The organism is Cupriavidus sp. KK10 (genome assembly GCF_018223725.1).
Classification (GTDB): Bacteria; Pseudomonadota; Gammaproteobacteria; order Burkholderiales; family Burkholderiaceae; genus Cupriavidus; species Cupriavidus necator.
Window position 1 is genome coordinate 2,876,292 of sequence record NZ_CP073677.1, and the last position, 19,317, is coordinate 2,895,608.

Consider the following 19,317-nt stretch of genomic DNA (forward strand, 5'->3'; position numbering starts at 1 on the left):
CCGTACCAGCAACAAAAGCCAGCGTCGCCCCGCAAGAGCAGGGGGCGACGCTGGGTTGAACAAAGCGCGAACGGATCCGGAATGCTCACCTCAGGCCGGGGCTTCCTCCAACTGCCGCAGCAAGGCGTCGACACTGCCCTTGGCGTCGCCAAACCACATCCGCGTGTTGTCCTTGTAGAACAGCGGGTTGTCCACGCCGGCGTAGCCCGCCGCCATGCTGCGCTTGGACACCACCACGGTGCGGGCCTTCCACACCTCCAGCACCGGCATGCCGGCAATGGGGCTGCCTGGGTCTTCCAGCGCGCCGGGGTTGACGATATCGTTGGCGCCCACCACCAGCACCACGTCGGCCTTCTCGAAGTCGTCGTTGATCTCTTCCATCTCCAGCACGATGTCGTACGGCACGCGCGCCTCGGCCAGCAGCACGTTCATGTGCCCGGGCAGGCGGCCCGCCACCGGATGGATGCCGAAGCGGACATTGACCCCCTGCGCCCGCAGCCGCCGCGCGATCTCGCTGATGGTGCCCTGGGCCTGCGCCACGGCCATGCCGTAGCCAGGCACGATGATCACGTCGCTGGCGTCCTTGAGCAGGTTACCGACTTCCTCGCTGGACACCGGCAGCACCTCGCCCTGCTCGGTCGCCGCGCCCTGCGCCTGCACCGCGCCGAAGCCGCCCAGGATCACCGACAGGAACTTGCGGTTCATCGCCTTGCACATGATGTAGCTGAGGATGGCGCCGCTCGATCCCACCAGCGCGCCGGTGATGATCAGCAGGTCGTTGCCGAGCATGAAGCCGGTAGCCGCCGCGGCCCAGCCGGAGTAGCTGTTGAGCATCGACACCACCACCGGCATGTCGGCGCCGCCGATGGCCAGCACCAGGTGCGCGCCGACCAGCAGCGCGATCCCAGTCATGATCGCCAGCGGCACCAGCCCCTGCTGCGCGTCGGGCGCGCTCAGGAAGGCATAGCCCAGCCACACGCAAACCAGCAGCGCGATGGCATTCAAGGCATGCCGCCCGGGCAGCAGCATCGGCTTGCCGCCCATGGTGCCCTGCAGCTTCAGGAAGGCGATGATCGAGCCCGTGAACGTGACCGCGCCGATCAGGATGCCAAGGTAGGTCTCCACTTCATGGATGGCCTTCTCCGCGCCGGTCAGCGCATGGGTATCCAGGTAGTTGGCGTAGCCCACCAGCACCGCGGCCAGGCCGACGAAGCTGTGCAGCACCGCCACCAGCTGCGGCATCTGCGTCATTTCCACGCGCTTGGCCAGCATGGCGCCGGCGATGCCGCCCACCAGCATCGCGCCGATGATGATGGCGATGCCGTCCGGGCTGCCCGCCAGCACGGTGGTCAGCACCGCGATCACCATGCCGGCGATGCCGAGCAGGTTGCCGCGGCGCGCGGTGCCGGGGTGGCTCAGCCCGCTCAGGCTGAGGATGAAGAGCGCACTGGCGCCCAGGTAAGCGATATTGCTGATTCCGGATGGCATCCCTGTCTCCCCCCTCTAGTCCCGCTGGAACATCTTGAGCATGCGCTGCGTCACCAGGAAGCCGCCGGCGATATTGATGGTGGCCAGCAGCACCGCGCTGCCGGCAATCACCGCCGTCACCAGCGACGGCTTGCCCAGTTGCACCAGCGCCCCCACCACGATGATCCCGCTGATGGCATTGGTCACGCTCATCAGCGGCGTATGCAGCGCGGCGGTGACGTTCCACACCACCTGGTAGCCGACAAAGATCGCCAGCACGAACACGGTGAAATGCGCCATGAAAGCCGGCGGCGCGACCGCGCCCAGGCCCAGCAACGCAGCCACCGCGATGACCAGCGCGAGCAGCGTCGCGCCGGTGCGGCTGCGCGGCGGCTCGGCCTCGGCCTGCAGCGGCGGCATCGCGGCCGGCGCCTGCTGCTGCGGGATCGCCACCGTCAGTGGCGGCGGCGGCCAGGTCACCGTGCCCTGGTGCAGCACCGTGGCGCCGCGGATCATCTCGTCGTCCATGTCGACCACGAGCTGGCCGTCCTTGCCCGGCGTCAGCTCCGTCAGCAGGTGGCGGATATTGGTGCCATAGAGCTGGCTGGCCTGCGCGGCCATGCGGCTGGGCAGGTCGGTGTAGCCGATGATGGTCACGCCGTGCTGGCGCACCGCTTCGCCCGGCACGGTCAGCACGCAGTTGCCGCCCTGCTCAGCGGCCAGGTCGACCACCACGCTGCCGGCGCGCATCAGGCCCACCGTGCCGGCCTCAAGCAGCTTGGGCGCGGGCCTGCCCGGAATCAGCGCGGTGGTGATGATGATGTCGACCTCGCGCGCCTGTTCGGCAAAGAGACGCATCTCGGCTTCGATAAAGGCCGGGCTCATCTCCTTGGCATAGCCGCCGCTGCCGCTGCCGTCCTCTTCGATCTCGACGGTCAGGAACTCGGCGCCCAGGCTTTCGATCTGCTGGCGCACCACCGGCCGCGTATCGAAGGCGCGCACCACCGCCCCCAGGCTGCGCGCCGCGCCGATGGCCGCCAGCCCCGCCACGCCCGCGCCGATCACCAGCACGCGCGCCGGCGGGATCTTGCCCGCGGCCGTGATCTGCCCGGCAAAGGGCCGGCCAAACGCATGCGCGGCTTCGATCACCGCGCGGTAGCCCGCCATATTGGCCATCGAGCTGAGCGCGTCCAGCTTCTGCGCGCGCGAGATGCGCGGCACGCAGTCCATCGCCAGCACGGTTGCGCCGCGCTGCGTCAGCCGCTCCAGCATCGCCATCTGCTGCGCCGGCCAGACAAAGCCGATCAGCGTGGCATGCTTCTTCAGCAGCGCCGCCTCTTCCACGCCCAGGCTGGGATGGACCTGCGGCGGGCGCACCTTGATCACTACATCGACCGAGGCCCACAGGCTGGCCGCGTCGACAATGGCCGCACCGGCGGCACTGTAGTCAGCGTCGGAGAACGACGCTTCCTGGCCGGCGCCGGTCTCCACCACCACCTGGTAGCCCAGCTTGAGCAGTTCCCTGACCGAGTCGGGCGTGGCGGCAACGCGCCGCTCGCCCGGGTGGACTTCGCGTGGCACACCGATCGTCATTGGCATGGCATTCACCGTTTTATGGAAGGAATCGGGCGCCGGCTCAGCCGCGCACGTGGTTGACCAGCGAGCCGATGCCCGCGATCGCCACCTCGACCACCGCACCGTCCTTCATCGACCCCACGCCGATCGAGGTGCCGCACGCAATCACGTCGCCGGGCATCAGCGTCAGGTCCTGCGAGATCCGGCTGACCTGTTCCTCGGGCGAGAAGATCATGTCCGACAGCGGGTAGTTCTGCCGCTCCACGCCATCGAGCCGCGTGATGACGCTGGCGGCTTTCCAGTTGAAGCTGCAGACAATGGCCGGGCCGATGCAGCCGAAGGTGTCGAAGCCCTTGGCGCGCGTCCACTGCGGGAAGTTGGGGTCGGCTGTGATCAGCTCGGCCGCGGTCACGTCGTTGACGACGGTGTAGCCAAAGATATGCGCGCCGGCCTCGGCCACCGACACATTGCGCGCCTTGCTGCCGATCACGATGCCCAGCTCGCCCTCATAGACGATCTTGCCGTCGTAGCTCTTGGGGCGCAGCACGGCATCGCCCGGCCCGGCCAGCGACGAGGCCGGCTTGAGCAGGAACAGCGGATGCGTGGGCACAGGCTTTTCCAGCTTGCGCGCGAGCGCATGGAAGTTGTTCCACAGCGCCACCACCTTGCCCGGCGCACAGGGCGCGAGCAGCGTCAGCAACGCGCGGTCATGCACGGCCCCCGTGGGGGCGGGGTCGTTGAAACCGTCGCCGTCATATTCGATGACACGGTTGCCATCGGCTTCGTCGATGCGGCCATGGCCGATGCTGCCGTCGGCGCGGCGAAATCGTATCCAGGTTTGCACAGCATGCTCCTTGCGCAGGCAAAGGGAGACCCTGCCTGCTCGGATGTCGGTTGCAGGATCTTGGAAGAAATGGGATCGCGGGCGGCTCGCGCCCGGAGTCGTCATTCCCGCACAGGCGGGAATGACGTCAGGCTCGCGTCATACCGCGCCGGCCAGCTTCATCGCGGCGATCTGCGCGGGCGAGCGCCCCAGCCACTCGAGGATCTCTTCGGTATGCTCGCCCAGCAGCGGCGAGCGCTCGATCTCCACCGGCGACGCCGAGAGCGTGATCGGGCAGCCCAGCTGCACGTAGCTGCCGCGCTGCGGGTGCTCCAGCTCCTTCAGGTAGCCGCGCTGGTACAGCGACTCGTCCTCGATCAGGTCTTTCATCGACAGGATCGGGCCGCACGGCACATCGACCTCGTTGAGCGCCGCCATCACGTCGAACTTGCTGCGGCCGCCGGTCCATTTCTCGATCACGGCGAAGCAGTCGGTCAGGTGTTTGAGGCGTGCCTCGGGCGTGGCGTAGTCCGGATTGGTGATCAGGTCCTCGCGCCCGCACAGGCGCATCAGCGGCTCCCAGCCCTGCGGCTGGATGATGACGTAGACATAGTCGTTGGGGCCGCCCGGCGCGCAGCGCAGCGCCGCGCCCGGCTGGCCGCCGCCCGAGGCATTGCCGGCGCGCGGCACGTGGTCGCCAAACTCTTCGTTGGGGTACTCGCGCAGCGGGCCGTTGGACAGGCGCTGCTGGTCGCGCAGCTTGACGCGGCACAGGTTCAGCACCGCGTCCTGCATCGCCACTTCCACGCGCTGGCCGCGGCCGGTGTGCTCGCGCTGCAGCAGCGCGGCTAGGATGCCGACCACGCAATGCACGCCCGTGCCTGAATCACCGATCTGCGCGCCGGTGACGGTGGGCACGCCCTCGGCATCGCCCGTGGTGGAGGCCGACCCGCCCATGCACTGGGCCACGTTCTCATACGCCTTGCAGTCCGCGTACGGCCCCGGGCCGAAGCCCTTGATCGAGGCATAGACCAGCCGCGGGTTCAGGTCCTGCAGGTGGTCCCAGTCAAAGCCGGCGCGCTCCAGCACGCCCGGCCCGAAGTTCTCGATCAGCACGTCGCAGCGCTGGACCAGGTCTTCGAGCAGCGCCTTGCCTTCGGGCGTCTTCATGTTCAGCGTCAGGCTGCGCTTGTTGCTGTTGAGCATGGTGAAGTACAGGCTGTCGGCATTGGGCACGTCGCGCAGCTGGCTGCGGGTAATGTCCCCGCGGCCGGGCATTTCCACCTTGATCACGTCCGCGCCCAGCCACGCCATCAGCTGCGTGGCCGAGGGGCCCGCCTGGACGTGGGTCATGTCCAGGATGCGAACGCCTTGCAGTGCCTTGGTTTCCATTTCGGATGTCTCCTCGGGCGATGGTTTCACTTGTATATGGTCTGATTCCTGGTGCTCGGCGCGTACTCACTTGGGTCCGTTCCGGCCTCTTGATGACATACGGTATGTGATATATCAGAAGAGAGCAAGAGGAGTTTGCCCGGTGCTACACAAATTTCGACGATGCAATGCAGCAATCGGCCGGTTTCGCCTGTCGGAAGTGGGAAACCCAGGGAAATCCCGAATCAATCAGCCAGGATTTTTTCGCATTGATATATCACATACCATAGCGCGAAACGCTCGCCCGCCATCCGGAAACGCACAAAAGCAAAACGGCGGACCCAGGTCCGCCGTTTTGCCGCCCTGCCCCGCACGCCTTCAGTCGAGGAAGTCGCAGTGCCGTTCCACGTAGTCAGCCAGGTCCAGCGAATGCTGCCGCACCAGGCGCTCGGCCAGCTCGGTATCGCGCTTCTCAAGCGCCTCGATGATGCGCAGGTGGTCCACGATGGAGCGTGCCGCCCGGTCGCTCTGCGAGATCGTCATCTTCCGGATCGCGCGCACGTGGATAAAGATATTGCGGATCGTGTCCATGATGATGTGCGACTTGGACAGCTGCACGATCGCCTGGTGGAACGCGATATTGGCGTCGGAATACTCTTCGATATGCTCGGCCGGGGTGGAATCGCGGAAGCTGTCGAACATGCTGCGCAGCTGGGCGATCTCGGCATCGGTGGCGTTCTCCGTGGCCAGCCGCGCCGCCATGCTTTCCAGCGCGGCCCACATCTGGATCATCTCCACGATCTCGCGCTTGGTCTTGCGCATGATGTAGATGCCGCGCCGGGGCACGGTGCGCAGGAAGCCTTCCTGCTCCAGCAGCGTCATGGCTTCGCGGATGGGCGTGCGGCTGACACCCATGGCCTCGCTCAGCACCCGCTCATCGAGGCGGATCTCGTCGCGCGACTGGTAGATGTCAGCGTCGGCGATGGCCTGGCGCAACATGGCGTAGGCCTGGTCGCGCAGGCTTGCGCCGGCGTTGATCGGTTGCACGGACAAGGCCAGCCCGTTGGGCTGGACGATGGATTGGCTTTGCGCAGACATGAATGAGCTCGTGTGAGACCAGCGGCAGGGTGGCCGGAATGGCTACCCCCGCATTGCCGCACAGCTTAGCAAAAACGCCTGACCCATTACGAAAACGCATCAAACAATGCGTTGTTGTCATGCATCGGCACAGTAGCGGTGCGCGGTCTGTCGTATATGGTATATCACTATCGCCCTGCCTTTCTCGCTTCGCAAGCCCGGCGCACGCCATCTTGGCGCGCCTGGCGTGCGCCAGGGGATACCTGACCCGGCGGTATCCCCTGTTTCCAGCCGCGCTCAGGCAGCCAGCTTGGCCATCGTGTCGCGCTGCTTGATCAGCCCCAGCACGGCGTCGCACATCGGCGTGGGCTGCGCGACCAGGCGTCCCATTTCCTGCACCACGGTCAGCAGCGGGTCGATTTCCATGGCCCGCCCGGCCTCCAGGTCCTGCAGCATCGAGGTCTTGTGCGCGCCCACCGCACCGGCGCCGTCGATGCGCCGCTCCACGTCGACGCGGAACTTCACCCCGAAGCGCTCGGCGATGCCCTGCGCCTCCACCATCATCTGGCGCGACAGCGCCCGCGTGGCCGGGTCGGCGGTGATGACGTCGAGCGTGGCATGCGTGAGCGCGCTGATCGGGTTGAAGCACAGGTTGCCCCACAGCTTGAGCCAGATCTCGTCGCGGATGTTGTCGCGCACCGGGGCGTCCAGGTCGGCGGCCATCATCATTTCGCTCAGCCGGGTCACGCGCGCGGAGCGGCTGCCATCCGGCTCGCCCAGCGGAAACTTCTTGCCGTAGACATGCTTGATCACGCCGGGCGCAACGATCTCAGCCGCGGGATATACCACGCAGCCGATCGCCCGCTCCGGCCCCAGTCCCTTCCATTGGCGCCCGCCGGGATCGACGCTTTCCAGCGTGCTGCCGGCCAGCTCGCCGCCATGCTTGTAGAAGTACCAGTACGGAATGCCGTTGACGCCGGTGACGACCGCGGTTTCCGGCCCCAGCAGCGGCTGCATCTGGTCCACCACGCCCGGCACGGAATGCGCCTTGAGGGTGATGAACACATAGTCCTGGTGCCCGAGCTCGCGCGGGTCGCTGGTGCATCGCACCTTGGCCACACGCTCCTCGCCGTCGATCTGCAGTTTGACGCCATGTTCCTGCATTGCCGCGAGATGGGGGCCGCGCGCGACGAAGCTGACCTCCGCCCCCGCGCGCGCCAGCTGCGCCCCGACATAGCCGCCGATGGCGCCTGCACCGTAGATACACACTTTCATTGCTGTCTCCTTGATGGCCCGATTTAGATGCTTTGATATATCACATACTATATTCCATAGAGGCGCATGGCAACCGCGTCAAACAACCTTTATCTTTCCGGATCACACTGCGCGTGCAAGCGGCGCTGCGCTAACATGACGCCTGCATGTGCCCCGGGCGGACCACCGTCCGGCGCCAGCCTGCAACCTGACACCCGGAGCCCTCATGGAAGCGTCGTTGGCATTGCTGCAGGACCCCGCCGCGTGGGCGGCGCTGGCCACCCTGGTGGCCATGGAAATCGTGCTTGGGATCGACAACCTGATCTTCATCTCGATCCTGACCAACAAGCTGCCAGAAGCCATGCGCGAAAAGGCGCGCAAGATCGGCATCAGCCTGGCGCTGGTGATGCGCCTGGGCCTGCTGGCCACCATCGCCTTCATCGTCAAGCTCACCGAGCCGGTGTTCACCATCCTGGGCCAGGGGCTGTCGTGGCGCGACATCATCCTGATTGCGGGCGGCGCCTTCCTGGTCTGGAAGGCCACGCGCGAAATCCACCACCATGTCTCGGCGGACGAGGAAGCCGAGGAAGGCGGCACGGCTAAGGCGGTGCAGAGCTTTGCCTCGGCCATCGGCCAGATCCTGGTGCTGGACCTGGTGTTCTCGATCGACAGCATCATTACCGCGGTCGGCATGACCGAGCATGTGCAGATCATGTTCGTGGCGGTGATCGCCGCGGTGATGGCGATGCTGTTCGCGGCCACACCGCTGGCCAACTTCATCAACCGCAACCCGACCATCGTGATGCTGGCGCTGGCCTTCCTGATGATGATCGGCATGACACTGGTCGCGGAGGGCCTCGGCACCCATGTGCCCAAGGGCTATATCTATACGGCGATGGCGTTCTCGGCCGCGGTCGAGGGGCTGAATATGCTGGCGCGGCAACGGCGCCAGCGGCGCCGGGCCGGCGGGCAGGCGCACTGATGTGCGGCGGCGGCCGCTTGCAGTCAGGCTGCGGGCGGCTGCCTGTAACAGAGGGTGTCCGAACTTTTCGCGGACGGCGGCGTCTCTTACAGTTCTGCACAACCCCCGGACAATAAAAGGACGCTCTCGCCACATGATGAACCGCCGAACCCTGCTGGTCTCCGCCACTGCCTCCGCCGCGCTCGCCGCACTGGGCATTACCCCGTCGGTGCTGGCAGCCAGCCGGATCAAGCTCGGCGAGGCCCAGCCATTCGGTTTCGACGCCCTGATCGAACGGGCCCGCGCGCTGGCCGGCAAGCCCTACGCGCCGCCGCCGTCGCCGCCCGCGGACGTGCTGTCCCGCATCGACTACGACGCCCACGGCAAGATCCGCTTCCGCACCGACGACGCGCTCTTTGCCAGTGGCCCCGGGCAGTTCCCGGTTACCTTCTTTCACCTCGGCACGTACTTCCGCACGCCGGTGCGCATGCACGTGATCGAGCGCGCCAAGGGCAGCCCCGCCAAGGCCCGCGAGATCGTCTACGACGACGCCTACTTCGACATGCCGGCCGACAGCCCCGCGCACAAGCTGCCGCCGGGCAGCGGCTTTGCCGGCTTCCGCTTCCAGGAAAGCCGCCTCGGCGACCAGAAAACGCGCGACTGGCGCAAGAACGACTGGGTTGCCTTCCTCGGGGCATCGTATTTCCGCGCCATCGGCGACCTGTACCAGTACGGGCTGTCCGCGCGCGGCGTTGCCATCGACGTGGCCGAAGCCGGCAAGTCCGAGGAATTCCCGGCCTTCACCCATTTCTGGTTCGAAACGCCTGAGGGCAACGGCGATACCGTCACGGTCTATGCCCTGCTGGATGGCCCCAGCATCGCCGGCGCCTACCGCTTCGTCATGCAGCGTGGCAAGGCCGTGATCATGGATGTGGAATGCGCGCTGTTCCTGCGCAAGGATGTGGGCCGGCTGGGGCTGGCGCCGCTGACCTCGATGTTCTGGTTCTCTGAAGGCATCAAGGGCACCGCCGTCGACTGGCGCCCGGAGGTGCACGACTCCGACGGCCTGGCGCTGTGGAACGGCGCCGGCGAGCATATCTGGCGCCCGCTGAACAACCCGCCGCAGACCACGGCCTCGGCGTTTTCCGACGACAACCCCAAGGGCTTCGGGCTGCTGCAGCGCGACCGCCTGTTCGACCACTACCAGGACGGCGTCAACTATGAGCGCCGCCCGAGCCTGTGGGTCGAGCCGCGCGACGGCTGGGGCGCCGGTTCGGTGCAGCTGGTTGAGCTGCGCACCGATGACGAGATCCACGACAACATCGTCGCCATGTGGGTGCCCAAGGCCCCGGCCAAGGCCGGCAGCACCTACCGCCTGCGCTACCGGCTGCACTGGCAGGCCGACGAGCCCTTCCCCTCGCCGCTGGCGCGCTGCGTGGCCACGCGCCTGGGCAATGGCGGCCAGCCGGGCCAGCCGCGGCCAAAGGGCGTGCGCAAGTTCATGGTTGAGTTCAAGGGCGCGCCGCTGGAAAAACTGCCCTTCGGCGTCAAACCCGAGGCCGTGCTGACCGCCTCGCGCGGCACCTTCTCCTACGTCTTCACCGAGGCCGTTCCCAACGGCGTGCCGGGCCACTGGCGTGCCCAGTTCGACCTGACCGCCGACGGCAACCAGCCGGTCGATATCCGCCTGTTCCTGAGGATGAACGGCAAGCCGCTGTCCGAGACCTGGCTCTATCAATACCATCCGTTCCAGTCACCGGCGGGCTGAAGCGCCCGGCACGGCCGCGCGCCAGGCCCTTTACCCCATATTGCGTCGCCGTGATGTCAGCCGCGCACGAGCGGGTATGATGGCTGGCTACGACAGTCCAACCGCATCAGCCAGCCTCACATGATTTCTCAAGAGTTCGCCGGCGCCGCCGAGAGTGGCCAGGCCGCATCGCTCCCGCGCTCAGAGCGCGCCTACCAGCAACTGCGCGCCGCCATCCAGGCCGGCCAGCTGTCCCCCGGCACGCGGCTGCGCGAGGTGGAACTGGCCGAATCCCTGGGCCTGTCGCGCACGCCGGTGCGTGAAGCGCTGTCGCGGCTGGAGTCCGAAGGGCTGGTCGTCAACGAGCCCAACCGCGGCATGATGGTCACCCAGCTCGACGCCAGCATGGTCAGCGAGCTGTACGTGATGCGCGAAGTGCTGGAAGGCACCGCGGCCGCGCTGGCCGCGCGCCACGCCACCGACGTGGAGATCTCGCTGCTGCGCGATATCGTCGAGCGCGACCTGGCCATCGCCGACGATCCCGACCGGCTCGCGCTGAACAACCGGCTCTTCCACGAAACCCTGCACCGCTGCGCCCACAACCGCTACCTGCTGAAGACGCTGCGCTCGCTGCATGAGTCGATGGCACTGCTGGGACGCACCACGCTGGCGGTGCCGGGGCGCGCGCGCAGCTCCTACGAAGAACACATCTCGCTGGTCGAGGCGCTGGAAAAGCGCGACCCGGCACTGGCCGAGCAGATCGCGCGCCGGCATATCCAGCAGGCCTACAAGGTGCGGCTGTCGCTCTGGATCCAGGAACAGTCGGGCAGTTGATCTGCCCGGTGGCAGTCGGCAGTATCAGGCCGCCTGAGTCCGCGCCGTGCGCAGCGTGCCCAGGCTAAGCACGGCCAGCGCCACCAGGATCAGCATCACCGCACCCAGCGTCTGCGGGGCGATCTGCTCGCCGCCCAGCCACGCGCCCATCGCCAGCGCCACCGGCGGGTTCACATAGACATAGCTGGCCGACAGCGTCTGGCTGACCGTGGACACCAGGTACATATAGGCAGAGAACGCCACCAGCGACCCCGCCACTACCAGGTAGATCCAGGCCCATCCGGCCTGCGCGCTGACCGATGCCGGCCACGGCTCCTGCCGCAGCGCCGACAGCACCATCAACACCGCGCCGCCGATCAGCATCTCCGCGGCAAATGCCGCGGCGCCCTGGGGCAGTTCCAGCCGGCGCGCCAGCTGCGAGCCGAACGACCAGCTCGCCACGGCCAGCATCAGCGCCACCACGCCCCCGATACTGACGCGGAATTCCGCCCCCGCGGTCAGCACCAGGATGCCCAGGCTGCCAATCGCGATCGCCACGTACTCATACCATTTCGGCCGGTTGCCGAAGCAGGCACTCCAGATCAGCGCGAAGATCGGCATCGACCCGATCATCACCGTGGTGGCGCCGGAAGAAATCGTCTGCTCGGCAATCGCGGTCAAGCCCATGCCGCCCACCAGCAGGAACAGCGCCGGCACCGCGCAGTTGCGCAACAGCCGCCACGGCGGCATCGGCGTGCCTCGCCACGCCAGCCAGGCGGCCAGCAGCAAGCCCGCGCACAGGAAGCGCGTGCCCATCATGAACAGCGGCGGAAAGCTCTCCAGCGTAAAGCGGATCGCCAGGTAGGTCGTGCCCCAGACAACATAGGTGATCAGCAGGCACAGCAGGACAAGCGGGGGCATGGTCGGGAAGGCATATTGCGCAGGCATCCACGATAGCCCCCCTGCCACGTCCCGGCCAAACGAAAAGGTCTGGCAAGCCTTGCGAAAGTTATTCACAAAGCACGCAAGAACCGCGGGCAAAACAAGACCGGCCGCGTCTGCCCGGGCGGGCGCACGTATGGCCGGTTCTACAACGCAGCCCGCAACGGGCCGCAACTACTATGCTGCAAACAACACTTTAGCCGTTGGCGTAGACCACCTTGGCCTTGCGGGCCTGGGTCTGCAGGCGCTCGATCGCGCTCTGGACGAAGGCGATGGCGCGCTTCACGTCGTGGGCGAAGCCCAGGCTTTGCGTACCGAGTTCACGGTCGATCAGGTCGCGTTCGAGTTGGTCAGTCAGCTTGATATCGGATTGGGTGTTCATGGCGTCCTTCCTTTCGGGATTACCCTTATGGGGTTTTCCCTGATTGTAGCAAAAGAATTGTCGCAATGCAGCATTAGGTGAAAGTACGTATGTGGGAGAGCAACAATTTGTTGGCGATGTCACCGAAATCTTGCCGATCGGCAGCGTTGTGCTTGAATCCATTCAGGGCAACGATATGCCTTGTCGATGCACAATAAGAGCACCTTGGATCACCCGACCTCCTCTCCGAGACCGGTGCCGGAGCCGTCCCGTGAGTTTCCGTTCGTTATTCAAAAACGGATGCCGGTATGCCAAGGCCCCAGATCCTGACCTATGTCGACGCCGGGGCTTCCGACTGGACCGCATGCCTGATGCGGACCATCGGGCACCAACTCCATGCCAGCACCTACGAGATCCGTGCGGTGATGGCAGACGACATCCGGCACGACGCCACGCTGTTCGATGGGGCGGTGCTGTTTGTCATGCCGGGTGGCGCCGACCTTCCCTACTGTGCAATGCTGAACGGTGCCCCGAACGCGCGCATCCGGCATTTCGTCGAGCAGGGCGGCGTCTACCTCGGGATTTGCGCGGGCGCTTACTACGCATGCCGGGAACTGGCGTTTCACGCCGGCACCAGGGGCGCAATCTGCGGCCCGCGCGAGCTGAGCTTTGTCGACGCGGTGGCAGTGGGCTCGCTGCCAGAACTTACCGACGGCATGCTGTATGACGGCACGCCGCGTACCACGGCCGCGGTGAAACTGCGCACCACGGACAGCCTGACCGATGTCCCGATGTCGCTATACACCCACTACCATGGCGGCTGCCGCTTTGACTTCGGCGACGCCCCCGGCCCCGACACTCAGGTCCTGGCCGTCTATGCGGATATCGATGGCACGCCGCCCGCCATCGTCAGTTCACGGGTTGGCAAGGGCCGCGCGGTGCTCGCCGGTGTCCACCTGGAGATCTCCGAGCGGGAGTGCAAGGATGCGCTGCGCGGACACAGCGATATGCCTGAACACCTCCATGTCTGCGACCGGCTGGCGGAGACCGGCGATACACGCCTGGCGGTGTTTCGCCGCTTGCTGGCGCACGCGGGGCTTGTGCTGAACTGAGCGGCGCGCCCTACCCTTTGGCCGGCATTCTTAGTGAATTCACACAATGTTGACCAGCCGCGTCCCCGCCGTCAGGAAAGTGCCTGCGGCCGCCTGCCACGTTACGCGGCCGCCGCGATGAGCATGGACTTGCATCTCCATCTTCATGGCTTCCATCACGGCGATCAAGTCGCCTTCCTTGACCTCGTCGCCAACTGCGACCTTCCAGGTCTGCACGGTGCCGGCGATCGGGGACGGCAGGTCGGCCGGGTCGGTAGGGGCGGCCTGGGCCGGCGCCGCGGCGCTGCCTTGCCCGGGCGCGTCGGCGAGGCCGCGCAGCAGCTGCGCCGGCAGGCCCAGCACCATGCGGCGGCCGTCGATCTCGATGGCGGTGCGCACCAGGCTGGCATCGTGCTGGGGCTCAGCACGGGTGGCCGCCGCCAGCGGTTCGGCGAAGTCGGACTCGATCCAGCGCGTGTGGACCCTGAAGCCATCCGCGCCGAGGAAATCTGCGTGGTCGATCACCGCACGGTGGAACGGCAGCACCGACGCCACACCCTCGATACGGAACTCGCGCAGCGCACGGCGCGCGCGCGCCAGCGCCTGTTCGCGCGTGGCACCGGTCACGATGAGCTTGGCCATCAGCGAGTCGAATGTGCCGGGGACCACCGAGCCCGACTGCACGCCCGAATCCACGCGTACGCCGGGGCCCGACGGAGCATCGAAGCGCAGCACCGGCCCGGGCGTGGGCAGGAAGCCGCGGCCCACGTCCTCGGCGTTGATGCGGAACTCGATCGAATGGCCCAGCGGCGCCGGGGTTTCGGTAATGGAGAGCGGCAAGCCATCCGCCACGCGCAATTGCTCGACCACCAGGTCCACGCCGGTGGTCTGCTCGGTCACGGGGTGCTCCACCTGCAGGCGGGTGTTGACCTCCAGGAAGGAGATCGCGCCGCTGGCGCTGAGCAGGAATTCCACGGTGCCGGCACTGGTGTAGTTGGCCGCCGCACAGATGTCGCGGGCGGCGGCGTGGATACGCGCGCGCTGCGCGTCGGTCAGAAACGGCGCGGGGGCTTCTTCGACCAGCTTCTGGTTGCGGCGCTGCAGCGAGCAGTCGCGCGTGCCCAGCACCACGACATTGCCATGCTGGTCGGCCAGTACCTGCGCTTCGATATGGCGAGGCTTGTCGAGGAACTGCTCAACAAAGCATTCGCCGCGGCCAAAGGCAGTGACAGCCTCGCGCACGGCGGAGGCGTACAGCTCTTCAACCTCATCCATGCGCCATGCAATCTTCATGCCGCGGCCGCCGCCGCCGAAGGCTGCCTTGATGATAATCGGCAGGCCGTTCTGCTCGGCAAAGGCCAGTACCTCGCTGGCGTCCGCGACCGGGTCTGCCGTGCCGGCGACCAGCGGCGCACCAACCTGCAAGGCGATCTTGCGCGCTTCCACCTTGTCGCCCAGCCGGGCAATCGTGGCGGGAGACGGGCCAATCCAGACCAGGCCGGCATCGATCACTGCCTTGGCAAAGGCTTCACTTTCCGAGAGGAAGCCGTAGCCCGGATGCACGGCATCTGCCCCGCTGCGTCGGGCGATTTCGAGCAGCTTGGGAATGTTCAGGTAGGTGTCCGCCGGACGGTCGCCGTCCAGGCCGTAGGCCTCATCGGCCAGTCGCGCGTGCAGCGCGTCGATATCGGCATTGGCATACACCGCCACCGACCCGACTCCGTAGTCGGCACAGGCGCGGATGATGCGGACGGCAATCTCGCCACGGTTGGCAATCAGGACTTTCTTCATCGCAAATCTCGGTTGGGGCTTGTGCGCTCAGGCGGCAGACGGTCGCTGCGCCGACGGTTGCAGTTCTGACGGTTGAAATTCTTCGAAGGCGCCGACCGGGTTGAAACGCAGCCAGGCGCCAACCGGAATCTGTCCGGCGAGGTCCAGGTGGTAAGGCGCCACGGCCCCGATCACGGGGTAGCCGCCGGTCAGCGGGTGGTCGGCCAGGAACAGCACGGGTTGGCCGCTTGGCGGCACCTGCAACGCACCCAGGGCGGTGCCCTCGCTGGGTAGTTCGCCGGTGATGGCGCGCTCCAGCGGCACCTCGCCGGCCAGGCACAGGCCCACGCGGTTGGATTGTGGGGTGACTTGCCAGCGCTGCGCGGCAAGGCGCGTCACGGACTCGGCAGTGAACCAGTCGGTGCGGGGACCGAGCACCACGTCCAGCACGACGTCCTGCTCCACCGTGGGCAGGTCGGCGGCAGGCAAGCCGGGGGTGCCCACGACAGCGCCGGCCGCTGCGGGCAGCAGGTCCAGCACATCGCCCACGGCCAGCGGCGCGGGGCCGACCTTGGCCAGGGTGTCAGTCGCACAACTGCCCAGGACCGGCGCGACGCCAAACCCGCCGCGTGCAGCCACATAGCTGCGGGCGCCGGCAAGAGGCTGACCGATGCTTAGCGTGTCGCCATCGGCCAGCGCCACGGCCTGGTGGTTCGGGACGCTCCATTGGCGGCCATCGGCAGTGCGCACCGTCAGCGCCGCATCGGCGCCGGTGACAGCCAGCACGGTTTCGCCCACGCTCTGCAGTTGCAGGCCGCCGCCCACGGTCTCGAGCGCCGCGCCGTCGCTGCGGTTGCCGACCAGGCGGTTGGCCATCTTGAGGGCGGCCTGGTCCATCGCACCCGAGGCCGAGACGCCCTGCCCAGCCTGGCCGTGCCGGCCCAGGTCCTGGAACACGGTCTGCAGCCCGGTGGCCTTCACCTTCAGCGCCGCGGCAGCAGGCGCCTTGTCCGTCGGCAACGGCTGGCCCGCCGGGGCGCCGGCGGCGATGCCGCTGCCCGCATCGAGCGCGCCATCGAGCGTGGCGATGTCGATGAACCGCACGCGATAGCCGGGCTGCAGCAGCGCGGGCTGTTCGCGATCCAGGTCCCACATGGCCACGGGGGTGACCCCGATGATCTGCCAGCCGCCCGGGCTGGCTTGCGGGTACACGCCGCTGAAGGTGCCAGCCAGGCCCACGGCGCCGGCGGGAATACGCGTGCGCGGCGTACTGCGGCGCGGCACGTCGAAGCTGGGATGGCCGCCGCTGAGATAGGCAAAGCCTGGCGCAAAGCCGGTAAAGGCAACGGTGTATTCGCTGGCGGTGTGGCGGCGCACCACTTCCCCGGGCGTGATGCCAAGCAGCTGGGCCACCTCGGCCAGGTCCTCGCCGTCATAGCGCACCGGAATCTCGACCAGGATGTTGCTGCGCTCGACGCGCTGCGACAGGTCGCGCGCGGCGATGGCCCGTACCAGCGCGGCGGCGCTGGTGGCCAATGGGCGAAAGTAAACGAGGATGGTGCGCGCGGCGGGCACCAACTCCGCCACGCCGTGCAGGGGATCGCGCTGCAGCGAGGCCAGCAAGGCCAGGGTCTGGTCCAGGTCGGCCAGTTCCACCAGCAGCGCATTCGAAGTGACGGGCAGAAAACGCAAAACGAGCTCCGCAATGACCCGGGGGTCCTAGACGTGATACGTGCTGTCTGGCACGTCGGTAATGAACATGTGGCCCGGCGCATGCGTCACGGCGAACGGCACGCCCGACGCCATCACGGCCGCCTGGGGCGTGACGCCGCAAGCCCAGAATACCGGGATCTCGCCCGGCTCGATACGCACGGCGTCACCAAAGTCAGGCCTGGCGAGGTCGGCAATGCCCAGCGCGGCCGGGTCGCCGACATGGACGGGCGAGCCGTGCACCGACGGGAAGCGTCCGCTGATGGAAACCGCATCGGCAACCCGGTGCGCAGGGATGGGCCGCATGGACACGACCATCTCGCCATGCAGGCGGCCAGCCGGGCGACACTGGCGGTTGGTGCGGTACATCGGCACGTTGGAACCGTCGGCAATATGCCGCACCTCGATGCCTGCCTCTTGCAGCGGCGTCTCGAAGGTGAAGCTGCAGCCGATCAGGAAGGTGACCAGATCCGGGTACTCAGTCCACAGGGGCGTGGCGTCCGCCACCTCTTCCACCAGCTTGCCGTCGCGCCACACGCGATACAGCGGGATGTCGGTGCGGATATCCGCCCCTTGCGCCAGCACGGTCTGCTGTGCACCCGCTTCGATCACGTCGAGCACGGGACAGGCCTTGGGGTTGCGTTGCGCGTACAGCAGGAAGTCCCAGGCCCAGTCGCGCGGCAACGCGATCATGTTGGCTTGCGTCATCCCCGGTGCAATGCCGGCGGTAGGCTGTACCGTGCCGGCACGGTAGCTTGCGCGCGCTTCGCGCGCGGCATTCACGGCGGCGATGCGGGCGCGTTCCAGTGCGGAATCTTGCATGAGTGTTGCTCCAGTGTCTTGGATCAGGCGAACGCGCGAATCTCAATGCGCAGCCTCGGCCCCGGCTTCGGCGAGCAGTTCGCGCCCTTGCGTTTCCGGCAACAGCAGGCAGGCAATGACGACCAGCCCATAGGCGCCGGCGGCGAGATAGCCGATGGCAACACCCAGTGACATCGATGCGCTCATATGCCCGATCATGGCCGGAAATATGGAACCGACCGCACGGCCAAAGTTGTAGCAGAAGCCCTGGCCGGAGCCGCGGATATGGCTCGGATACAGCTCCGTCAGGTACGCCCCCATCCCCGAGAAGATGCCGGACAGGAAGAAACCCAGCGGGAAACCCAGCACCAGCATGGCAGCGTCGGTGATCGGCAACTGCGTATAGCAGATCACGAGGAAGGCCGCGCTCACCGCAAACAGCATGAAGCAACGCCGGCGCCCCAGGCGGTCGGACAGCCAGGCGCTGGTCAGGTAGCCGGCGAAGGACCCGGCGATCAGCACCATCAGGTAGCCGCTGGTGTTGAGCACGGAGAGATTGCGCTCCATCTTGAGGTAGGTGGGCAGCCAGGTCGTCACCGAGTAGTAGGCACCTTGCATGCCGGTCGCCAGCAGGCTTGCCAGCACCGTCACGCGCAGCACGCCGGGCTTGAAGATCAGCATGAAGTTATTGCTTTGCCCGGTGCGGGCCAGCTTGGCCCTGGTTTCCTGATACACCTCGGGCTCGGAGATATTGCGGCGGATATACAGGATAAAGATCGCCGGCAGCACGCCGGCCCAGAACAGCACGCGCCATGCGTATTGCTGCTCGAACATGGCATAGACCGCCCAGAATGCAATCGCCGACAGGCCCCAGCCGATGGCCCAGCTGCTTTGCACCAGTCCGACCGCCTTGCCGCGGTGGCGGGCCCGAATCATCTCGGCGATCAGCAAGGAACCGACCGACCATTCGCCGCCAAAGCCCAGGCCTTGCAGCATGCGGGTCAGGAACAGTTGTTCGGGGGACTGGGTGAAGCCGCTCAGGAACGTAAAGAAACTGAACCAGAGCACGGTCAGCTGCAGGATCCGCACGCGACCATATTTGTCGGCCAGGATGCCCGCCAGCCAGCCGCCGATGGCCGAGCTGATGAGCGCGCCCGTCGCGATGTAGCCCGCCTCGGCCTTGGTCATGCCCCACACCAGGATGAAGGTGGGGATCATGAAGGTGTAGATCATGTAGTCGAAGGCATCGACCCCATAGCCGACGAAGGCGGCAAAGAGCGTCTTGCGCTCCGCCTGGTTTGTTTCTTTAAGCCACATGGTTGCGCTCACTATGGATAAGGACAAAGCGTGGACAAAGCTCGTCGCGCTGTCTTCACGACGAAGTTTCGGTAGCGAGCAAGACCGCTATTCAGCGGCCCTGCACCCCAACCGCTGTTTAGCAAAACACATGCCATGTTCATTTATATGCACGTATGACTCAACCACCATGACTTATTGTTGAACAATATTGGTTGTTGTTCGATCGTGGTATACACCTAAGTCACGTTTGCAGGG

Annotated in this window: 16 protein-coding genes; 4 read left to right on the forward strand and 12 right to left on the reverse strand. The window is 66.5% G+C overall.

Annotated features, from left to right (window positions below; genetic code table 11):
• Positions 1–90: 90 nt before the first annotated feature.
• The 6 genes from pntB to KB879_RS13640 all read right to left on the reverse strand — a co-directional run bounded on the left by pntB (position 91) and on the right by KB879_RS13640 (position 7,588).
• Positions 91–1,488 carry a Re/Si-specific NAD(P)(+) transhydrogenase subunit beta gene (pntB, locus tag KB879_RS13615; protein ID WP_013953333.1) on the reverse strand — a complete coding sequence of 466 codons (1,398 nt, stop codon included), beginning with the start codon at positions 1,486–1,488 and terminating at the stop codon, positions 91–93.
• A 15-nt stretch (positions 1,489–1,503) separates the two neighbouring features.
• The gene (locus tag KB879_RS13620) at positions 1,504–3,066 is read right to left on the reverse strand and encodes a Re/Si-specific NAD(P)(+) transhydrogenase subunit alpha (RefSeq protein WP_153953439.1); all 1,563 of its coding nucleotides are present in this window, start codon (positions 3,064–3,066) and stop codon (positions 1,504–1,506) included.
• A 37-nt stretch (positions 3,067–3,103) separates the two neighbouring features.
• Positions 3,104–3,886, reverse strand: coding sequence for a fumarylacetoacetate hydrolase family protein (locus tag KB879_RS13625; protein WP_211981718.1), 783 nt, complete (start codon positions 3,884–3,886; stop codon positions 3,104–3,106).
• Between the two features lie 138 nt (positions 3,887–4,024).
• Positions 4,025–5,257 (reverse strand): formyl-CoA transferase, encoded by a 1,233-nt coding sequence (frc, locus tag KB879_RS13630; RefSeq protein ID WP_153953438.1) that lies wholly within the window; start codon positions 5,255–5,257, stop codon positions 4,025–4,027.
• A 357-nt stretch (positions 5,258–5,614) separates the two neighbouring features.
• Positions 5,615–6,334 (reverse strand): GntR family transcriptional regulator, encoded by a 720-nt coding sequence (locus KB879_RS13635; RefSeq protein WP_011617427.1) that lies wholly within the window; start codon positions 6,332–6,334, stop codon positions 5,615–5,617.
• A 276-nt stretch (positions 6,335–6,610) separates the two neighbouring features.
• On the reverse strand, positions 6,611–7,588 hold the full coding sequence (locus tag KB879_RS13640) for a 2-dehydropantoate 2-reductase (RefSeq protein ID WP_013953337.1): 978 nt from the start codon (positions 7,586–7,588) through the stop codon (positions 6,611–6,613).
• A 205-nt stretch (positions 7,589–7,793) separates the two neighbouring features.
• On the opposite strand from KB879_RS13640, the gene KB879_RS13645 reads away from it, so the two are divergent.
• The 3 genes from KB879_RS13645 to KB879_RS13655 all read left to right on the forward strand — a co-directional run bounded on the left by KB879_RS13645 (position 7,794) and on the right by KB879_RS13655 (position 11,109).
• The gene (locus tag KB879_RS13645; protein WP_013953338.1) at positions 7,794–8,549 is read left to right on the forward strand and encodes a TerC family protein; all 756 of its coding nucleotides are present in this window, start codon (positions 7,794–7,796) and stop codon (positions 8,547–8,549) included.
• Positions 8,550–8,682: 133 nt separating this feature from the next.
• Positions 8,683–10,296 carry a glucan biosynthesis protein gene (locus tag KB879_RS13650; RefSeq protein WP_013953339.1) on the forward strand — a complete coding sequence of 538 codons (1,614 nt, stop codon included), beginning with the start codon at positions 8,683–8,685 and terminating at the stop codon, positions 10,294–10,296.
• A gap of 120 nt (positions 10,297–10,416) precedes the next feature.
• On the forward strand, positions 10,417–11,109 hold the full coding sequence (locus KB879_RS13655) for a GntR family transcriptional regulator (RefSeq protein WP_013953340.1): 693 nt from the start codon (positions 10,417–10,419) through the stop codon (positions 11,107–11,109).
• 24 nt (positions 11,110–11,133) lie between these two features.
• Here the strand turns inward: KB879_RS13655 and KB879_RS13660 are convergent, their stop codons facing one another.
• Together KB879_RS13660 and KB879_RS13665 are read right to left on the reverse strand one after the other, a co-directional pair.
• Positions 11,134–12,009: an EamA family transporter gene (locus KB879_RS13660; RefSeq protein ID WP_041228913.1), complete on the reverse strand. Its 876-nt coding sequence runs from the start codon at positions 12,007–12,009 to the stop codon at positions 11,134–11,136.
• Positions 12,010–12,226: 217 nt separating this feature from the next.
• On the reverse strand, positions 12,227–12,412 hold the full coding sequence (locus tag KB879_RS13665; protein WP_013953342.1) for a hypothetical protein: 186 nt from the start codon (positions 12,410–12,412) through the stop codon (positions 12,227–12,229).
• Between the two features lie 287 nt (positions 12,413–12,699).
• Here KB879_RS13665 and KB879_RS13670 point away from each other — a divergent pair, with 287 nt between their 5' ends.
• A complete protein-coding gene (locus KB879_RS13670; protein ID WP_013953343.1) occupies positions 12,700–13,503 on the forward strand; it encodes a BPL-N domain-containing protein in 804 nt (267 codons plus the stop codon).
• Between the two features lie 39 nt (positions 13,504–13,542).
• On the opposite strand, the gene KB879_RS13675 is transcribed toward KB879_RS13670, so the two are convergent.
• From KB879_RS13675 to KB879_RS13690, 4 genes are read right to left on the reverse strand one after another with little or no spacing between them, the layout of a single operon-like run.
• The gene (locus KB879_RS13675) at positions 13,543–15,273 is read right to left on the reverse strand and encodes a biotin carboxylase N-terminal domain-containing protein (protein ID WP_211981720.1); all 1,731 of its coding nucleotides are present in this window, start codon (positions 15,271–15,273) and stop codon (positions 13,543–13,545) included.
• A gap of 27 nt (positions 15,274–15,300) precedes the next feature.
• Positions 15,301–16,944: a 5-oxoprolinase subunit PxpB gene (pxpB, locus tag KB879_RS13680; protein WP_211981722.1), complete on the reverse strand. Its 1,644-nt coding sequence runs from the start codon at positions 16,942–16,944 to the stop codon at positions 15,301–15,303.
• Positions 16,945–16,971: 27 nt separating this feature from the next.
• Positions 16,972–17,784 carry a putative hydro-lyase gene (locus KB879_RS13685; protein ID WP_153953435.1) on the reverse strand — a complete coding sequence of 271 codons (813 nt, stop codon included), beginning with the start codon at positions 17,782–17,784 and terminating at the stop codon, positions 16,972–16,974.
• Positions 17,785–17,826: 42 nt separating this feature from the next.
• Positions 17,827–19,080 carry an MFS transporter gene (locus KB879_RS13690; protein WP_013953347.1) on the reverse strand — a complete coding sequence of 418 codons (1,254 nt, stop codon included), beginning with the start codon at positions 19,078–19,080 and terminating at the stop codon, positions 17,827–17,829.
• Positions 19,081–19,317: the final 237 nt, after the last annotated feature.

What these genes read in the sequence shown, in the direction of transcription:
- pntB (WP_013953333.1), bottom strand. Translation starts at nt 1,488, where the DNA reads ATGCCATCCGGAATCAGCAATATCGCTTACCTGGGCGCCAGTGCGCTC.
- KB879_RS13620 (WP_153953439.1), bottom strand. Translation starts at nt 3,066, where the DNA reads ATGCCAATGACGATCGGTGTGCCACGCGAAGTCCACCCGGGCGAGCGG.
- frc (WP_153953438.1), bottom strand. Translation starts at nt 5,257, where the DNA reads ATGGAAACCAAGGCACTGCAAGGCGTTCGCATCCTGGACATGACCCAC.
- KB879_RS13635 (WP_011617427.1), bottom strand. Translation starts at nt 6,334, where the DNA reads ATGTCTGCGCAAAGCCAATCCATCGTCCAGCCCAACGGGCTGGCCTTG.
- KB879_RS13640 (WP_013953337.1), bottom strand. Translation starts at nt 7,588, where the DNA reads ATGAAAGTGTGTATCTACGGTGCAGGCGCCATCGGCGGCTATGTCGGG.
- KB879_RS13645 (WP_013953338.1), top strand. Translation starts at nt 7,794, where the DNA reads ATGGAAGCGTCGTTGGCATTGCTGCAGGACCCCGCCGCGTGGGCGGCG.
- KB879_RS13650 (WP_013953339.1), top strand. Translation starts at nt 8,683, where the DNA reads ATGATGAACCGCCGAACCCTGCTGGTCTCCGCCACTGCCTCCGCCGCG.
- KB879_RS13655 (WP_013953340.1), top strand. Translation starts at nt 10,417, where the DNA reads ATGATTTCTCAAGAGTTCGCCGGCGCCGCCGAGAGTGGCCAGGCCGCA.
- KB879_RS13660 (WP_041228913.1), bottom strand. Translation starts at nt 12,009, where the DNA reads ATGCCCCCGCTTGTCCTGCTGTGCCTGCTGATCACCTATGTTGTCTGG.
- KB879_RS13665 (WP_013953342.1), bottom strand. Translation starts at nt 12,412, where the DNA reads ATGAACACCCAATCCGATATCAAGCTGACTGACCAACTCGAACGCGAC.
- KB879_RS13670 (WP_013953343.1), top strand. Translation starts at nt 12,700, where the DNA reads ATGCCAAGGCCCCAGATCCTGACCTATGTCGACGCCGGGGCTTCCGAC.
- KB879_RS13675 (WP_211981720.1), bottom strand. Translation starts at nt 15,273, where the DNA reads ATGAAGAAAGTCCTGATTGCCAACCGTGGCGAGATTGCCGTCCGCATC.
- KB879_RS13685 (WP_153953435.1), bottom strand. Translation starts at nt 17,784, where the DNA reads ATGCAAGATTCCGCACTGGAACGCGCCCGCATCGCCGCCGTGAATGCC.
- KB879_RS13690 (WP_013953347.1), bottom strand. Translation starts at nt 19,080, where the DNA reads ATGTGGCTTAAAGAAACAAACCAGGCGGAGCGCAAGACGCTCTTTGCC.